We start from the raw sequence: 5,632 nt of genomic DNA on the forward strand, positions 1-5,632 counted from the left end.
CCGCCTGGCCTCGTCGGCCTTATAGGCGGCGGACTGGTAGTTGGTGGCGTAGGGGCCGTTGAACAGTTCGCCGTCGGGTTCGCCCGCCACGACCAGGATGACCGCCCCGGTCACGTCCAGATCGCCGTAGTCGTCCCAGCCTCGCTCGGGCGCGTGGATGCCGTAGCCCGCGAAGACGACGGGGGCGTCGATCACCTCGCCCGCCGCATGGTCGTTCATGGCGCGCAGGGTGAAGTCGGCCCCGGCCGTCAGGGCGCGGCCGCCGGAGGTCGCGCCGGTCCAGGTCAGCGTGGGCTCGCCCCTGGGCGTCAGACGCTTCAGATCGATGACCTGCAGCCATTGGCCGTCCGGACCGCCAGGCTCCAGCCCCATGGCTTCATACTGGGCCTGCAGCCAGTCCAGCGTCTTCTGCTCGCCCTCAGTGCCGGGATAGCGGCCCTGGAAGTCGTCGGCGCTGATGACGCGGATGTCGTCGGACAGGCGCTGGACCGAGAAGTCCTGAGCCGAGGCGGCGCCCGCGACGAGGATCAACGCGGCGGCGGCGACGCCGCGAATGAAGCGATGGTGCATGGCGTTTCCTTCGACCTTCCCCACGAGGCCGTTCTCCATAGTCTTAGGGCGGCCCCTTGCGAGGCCGCCCCTTACTTTTTCGTCATGTTCGACCGAAAGGTCGGATCAGCGGCGCTGAGCGGCGCTCTTGGCGCGTTCCGGGCCGAACTCCGAGCCGGACTTCCATTCCGGCCAGGTGCGGCTGTTGGCCAGATCCTGACCGACCTTGAACATGACATCCAGATCCTGAAGCATGCCCGAGTAGTCCCAATCGGCCTCCCACTCGTCCGCCGCCTGGTGATAGCGGTTGGCGCGGTAATCGGCGGCGCGCGCCAGACGCGGCTCGATCGGAGCGTCGACGAACTCGCCCGTCGAGGACAGGTAAGCCATCGGCACGCCCTTCTTGGCGAGCGGGAAGTGGTCGGAGCGGAAGTAGATGCCCGCTGCGGCGCCGGCGTCGCCGACGAAGCCGCGCCCCTGCGCCGCCGCCGCCGCGATCACCGGCTCGTCCAGTTCCGAATGGCCGTAGCCGGTCACGCCCAGCTTGTTCATCCGACCGAAGACGGCGGCCGAGTCGATGTTGAAGCCGCCGACGGTCTTCTCCACCGGATACAGCGGGTTGGCGGCGTAGAATTCCGAACCCAGCAGGCCGCTTTCCTCGCCGGTGAAGCTGATCATGACGATGGTGCGCTCAGGGCGCGGTCCGGCCGACCATTGGCGCGACATCTCCAGCAGGGCTGCCGTGCCCGAGGCGTTGTCGATGGCGCCGTTGAAGATGCGGTCGCCGTTGGCGTCCGGCTCGCCCATGCCGATGTGGTCCCAGTGGCCGGTGTAGAGAATGGTCTCGTCCGGGTGGGTCGAACCTTCCAGCTTGGCCACGATGTTGTGGGTGACGATGCGTTCGGACTTCACGTCGAACTTGGCGTCGAGGGTCGCGCCGGTCAGATCGACGGGCTGGAAGTCGCGGCTGCGCGCCTTGATCTTCTCTTGCTCGAAATCGAGACCCGCACGGCGGAACAGGTCGACAGCCAGATCACGCTGGATCCAGCCTTCCATGGCGACGCGCTCGGCCGACGGATCGGCGCGCACGATGTCGAACTGCGGCACGCCCCAGGAGTTGGCGACCGTGGTCCAGCCGTAGGAGGCGGGCTTGGTCTCATGCACGATCAGCACGCCGGCGGCGCCTTGGCGCGCGGCTTCCTCGAACTTGTAGGTCCAGCGGCCGTAGTAGGTCATGGCTTCGCCGCCGAAGGTGTTCAGCGACGGATCTTCGAAGTCGGCGTCATTGACCAGGACCACGATCACCTTGCCGCGCACGTCGGTCTTGAAGTCGTTCCACTGGCGCTCAGGCGCGCTGATGCCGTAGCCGACGAAGACCAGCGGCTTGTCCTTCAGGTCGACCGCCGCGCCGGGCAGGCGGGTGGTCATGGTGACTTCCTGGCCTTGCGTCAGCGACTGGCTCCAGTCGCCCAGCTTCAACTGGCCCGAGACGTTGGAGACGCTGAAGCGGTTCAGGCCGACCGCCTGGGTCCAGCCGCCGTTTTCGCCGCCGGGGGCGAAGCCTGCGGCCGCATACTGACGGCTCAGATAGTCGATGACCTTCTGCTCGGCCGGGGTGGCGATGCCGCGTCCCTCGAAGCTGTCGTCCGACAGGACGCGGATGTCCTCGGAAATGCGCGCGGCGTCGAAAGCGGGCGCGGTCTGGGCCTGAGCGGTCTGGGCCTGAGCGGCGGCGCCGCCGGCCAGGGCCGCGGCGAACGCCAGGACGGCGACGGAAGATGAAATACGCATACAGTCTCACCCCTCGGAGAATTCGATGGCGGGACCGTAGTGAGCCGGATCGGCGGAGTCGACAGCCAAGCGCCGCGTCGGCGACGCCTGGCTGGGATAGGTCGTAGGATCAGACGGCGGCCAGGGCCTGATCCAGGTCAGCGATCAGGTCGTCGATGTGTTCTATGCCGACCGACAGGCGCACGGTGTCCTCGGTCACGCCCGCCTTCTTCAGCTCGTCGGGCGACAGCTGGCGGTGGGTGGTCGAAGCCGGGTGGCAGACCAGCGACTTGGCGTCGCCGATGTTGACCAGGCGAGTGAAGATCTTCACCGCGTCCTGGAAGCGGGCGCCGGCCTCGCGTCCGCCCCCCTCTTCAACGGATCTGACGCCGAAGGTCAGCAGGCCCGACGCCTTGCCGTCGAAGTACTTCTTAATCAGCGGGTTGGACGGATGGTCTTCCAGCCCGGCGTAGTTGACCCATTCCACCTTGGGGTGAGCCTTCAGCCATTGGGCGACGGCGGTGGCGTTCTCGACGTGACGGTCCATCCGCAGGGCCAGCGTTTCCAGACCCTGCAGGATCAGGAAGCTGTTGAACGGCGAGATGGCCGCCCCGGTGTTGCGCAGCAGGACTGTCCGCACCCGGCCGATGAAGGCCGCCGGGCCAAGCGCCTCGGTGTAGACGACGCCGTGGTAGCTGACTTCCGGCTCGTTCAGGCGGCGGAAGCGCGCCTTGTGCTCGGCCCAGGGGAAGTTGCCGCTGTCCACGATGGCGCCGCCGATGCTGGTGCCGTGGCCGCCGATGTATTTGGTCAGGGAGTGGATGACGATGTCCGCCCCATGCTCGATCGGGCGGGTCAGATAGGGGGTCGGCACGGTGTTGTCGACGATCAGCGGCAGACCTTGCGCGTGCGCCGCGTCGGCCAAGGCGCCGAAGTCGACGACATTCCCCAGAGGATTGCCGATGGATTCGCAGAAGACGGCCTTGGTGCGCTCATCCGTATTGGCGGCGATGGCGGCCGGGTCGGCGGCGTCGATGAAGCGCACCGTGATGCCGTACTGAGGCAGGGTGTGGGCGAACAGATTGTAGGTGCCGCCATACAGGGTCGAGGTGGCGATGATGTTGTCGCCCGCCTCGGCGATGGTCAGGATCGCATAGGTGATCGCCGCCTGGCCCGAGGCCACGGTCAGCGCCGCAATGCCGCCCTCCAGCGCCGCGAGGCGCTGCTCCAGCACGTCGGACGTCGGGTTCATGATGCGGGTGTAGATGTTGCCTGCCACCTTCAGGTCGAACAGGTCCGCCCCATGCTGGGTGTCGTCGAAGGCGTAGCTGGTAGTCTGATAGATCGGCACGGCGACCGACTTGGTGGTCGGGTCGGGCGAATAGCCGGCGTGCACGGCGATGGTATCGAACTTCATGGCGTCCCTGGAGAATTTTCAGCGGCAGTCGGGCTGATTCATCCAGGGCTTTGGCGATACCTGCAAGGGTATGGAATTTCAGTAATTCTATCAGGGCGGTCAGATTTTCTAACCGCCCTGAGGAAATGGCCTAGTTGTTGAACAGGAAATGCATCACATCCCCGTCCTTGACGATATAGGCCTTGCCTTCGGCGCGCATCTTGCCCGCTTCCTTGGCGCCGGCTTCGCCCTTCAGTGCGACATAGTCGTCGAAAGCGATGGTTTCGCCGCGGATGAAGCCTTTTTCAAAGTCGGTGTGGATCACGCCTGCCGCCTGCGGTGCGGTGGCGCCGACGGGGATGGTCCAGGCGCGCGCTTCCTTGGGGCCGACCGTGAAGTAGGTCTGCAGGCCCAGCAGTTTGTAGGCTTCGCGGATCAGGCGGTTCAGGCCGGGCTCTTCCAGACCCAGGGTCTCGAGGAACTCCTTCTGCTCCTCGTCGTCCAGGACGGCGATTTCCGACTCGATCTGGGCCGAGATGACCACCGAGTTGGCGTTGTCCTCGGCGGCGCGCTTAGCCACCAGATCTGACAGCTCATTGCCCTTGTCGGCCGAGGCTTCCTCGACGTTGGCGACATAGAGGGCGGGCAGGGCGGTCAGCAGCTGCAGCATGTCCCAGGCCTTCTTGTCCTCCTTGGACACCTCGGCCAGGCGCGCGGGCTTGCCGTCGCGCAGCTTTTCGAGCGCGGCGTCGATCAGCTTCAGGTTCAGCTGGGATTCCTTGTCGCCGCCCTTGGCGCGCTTCTCGATCTGGACGCGGCGACGCTCAAGGCTTTCGAGGTCGGCCAGCATCAGTTCGGTCTCGATGATCTCGAGGTCCGAGATGGGGTCGATGCGGTTTTCGACGTGGGTGATGTCGTCATCGACGAAGCAGCGGGCGACGAAGGCGATGGCGTCGCAGTCGCGGATGTTGGCCAGAAACTGGTTGCCCAGCCCTTCGCCCTTGGACGCGCCGCGCACCAGACCGGCGATGTCCACGAAGGTGATCCGCGAGGGGATGATCTCCTTGGACCCGGCGATGGAGGCCAGGGTGTTCAGACGCGGTTCCGGCACGGCCACGTCGCCGGTGTTCGGCTCGATGGTGCAGAACGGATAGTTGGCCGCCTGGGCCGCCGCCGTCTTGGTCAGGGCGTTGAACAGGGTGGACTTGCCGACGTTGGGCAGGCCGACGATCGCGACTTTAAGAGCCATGGTATTCCTCGTGAGCGCGAGCCTTTAGCCGGTTCGGGCCGGTTTGTCAGGCTCGCGCCGCCAAGAGAGGGTTTTACTCTTCCGAATCCACCACCGGCGGCTGTTTGATCGCCGCGTGGACGCCGATGGGACCGGCCTTCTCGAACGTCAGGGTGAAGGAGGCCACGCTGCCGTCGACCAGCGGATCGCGCAGGCCCATCAGCATGATGTGGTTGCCGCCGGGCTTCAACTCGACCGGGGTTCCGGCGGGCAGGGGCAGGCCGTCGTGCAGGTGGGCCATGCTCATGACCCCGTTCTCCATCTTCATCTCATGCACCTCGGCCGACTGGGCCAGGGCGGTGGAGACGCTGACCAGACGGTCGTCGGAGCCTGCCGTCAGGGTCAGGTAGCAGCCCCCGGCCTTGGCGCCGTTGGGCGTGGGGCGGCACCAGGCGTCGGCGACCTGGACCGTGCCGGGGGCGACCGTGGCGTCCTTGGCGGTTTCGGCCGACTTTTCGGCGGGCTGGCCGCAGGCGGCGAGGGTCAGGGCGGCGGCCGACAAGGCGGTCAGGGCGAACAGACGTTTCATGTTGAAGCTCCTTATCAAGAGGCTGCGACGGGCTTGGACCCGGTGAACGCACGCACGGCTCGGTCGAGCAGCAGGGCGGCCACGAGGCTCAGTCCCGTCA

At 66.3% G+C, this 5,632-nt stretch carries 4 protein-coding genes and 1 pseudogene; all 5 read right to left on the reverse strand.

Going from position 1 to position 5,632, the window contains the following annotated elements:
• Positions 1 to 570: pseudogene (locus tag RT567_RS04545) on the reverse strand (peptidase M28); the annotation flags it as partial.
• 105 nt (positions 571 to 675) lie between these two features.
• Complete coding sequence (locus RT567_RS04550; protein WP_313574638.1) at positions 676 to 2,340, reverse strand: M28 family metallopeptidase; 1,665 nt, start codon at positions 2,338 to 2,340, stop codon at positions 676 to 678.
• A 109-nt stretch (positions 2,341 to 2,449) separates the two neighbouring features.
• Positions 2,450 to 3,736 (reverse strand): O-acetylhomoserine aminocarboxypropyltransferase/cysteine synthase family protein, encoded by a 1,287-nt coding sequence (locus RT567_RS04555; RefSeq protein WP_313574640.1) that lies wholly within the window; start codon positions 3,734 to 3,736, stop codon positions 2,450 to 2,452.
• Positions 3,737 to 3,866: 130 nt separating this feature from the next.
• Entirely contained in the window at positions 3,867 to 4,964 is a 1,098-nt protein-coding gene (gene ychF / locus RT567_RS04560) for a redox-regulated ATPase YchF (protein WP_313574641.1), read from the reverse strand.
• A 73-nt stretch (positions 4,965 to 5,037) separates the two neighbouring features.
• Positions 5,038 to 5,532: a copper chaperone PCu(A)C gene (locus RT567_RS04565; RefSeq protein ID WP_313574643.1), complete on the reverse strand. Its 495-nt coding sequence runs from the start codon at positions 5,530 to 5,532 to the stop codon at positions 5,038 to 5,040.
• Between the last annotated feature and the right edge of the window lie 100 nt (positions 5,533 to 5,632).

The organism is Brevundimonas sp. (assembly GCF_032107865.1).
Lineage (GTDB): Bacteria > Pseudomonadota > Alphaproteobacteria > Caulobacterales > Caulobacteraceae > Brevundimonas.

Coding starts and splice junctions, on each gene's coding strand:
- RT567_RS04550 (WP_313574638.1), bottom strand. CDS start 2,340: ATGCGTATTTCATCTTCCGTCGCCGTCCTGGCGTTCGCCGCGGCCCTG.
- RT567_RS04555 (WP_313574640.1), bottom strand. CDS start 3,736: ATGAAGTTCGATACCATCGCCGTGCACGCCGGCTATTCGCCCGACCCG.
- ychF (WP_313574641.1), bottom strand. CDS start 4,964: ATGGCTCTTAAAGTCGCGATCGTCGGCCTGCCCAACGTCGGCAAGTCC.
- RT567_RS04565 (WP_313574643.1), bottom strand. CDS start 5,532: ATGAAACGTCTGTTCGCCCTGACCGCCTTGTCGGCCGCCGCCCTGACC.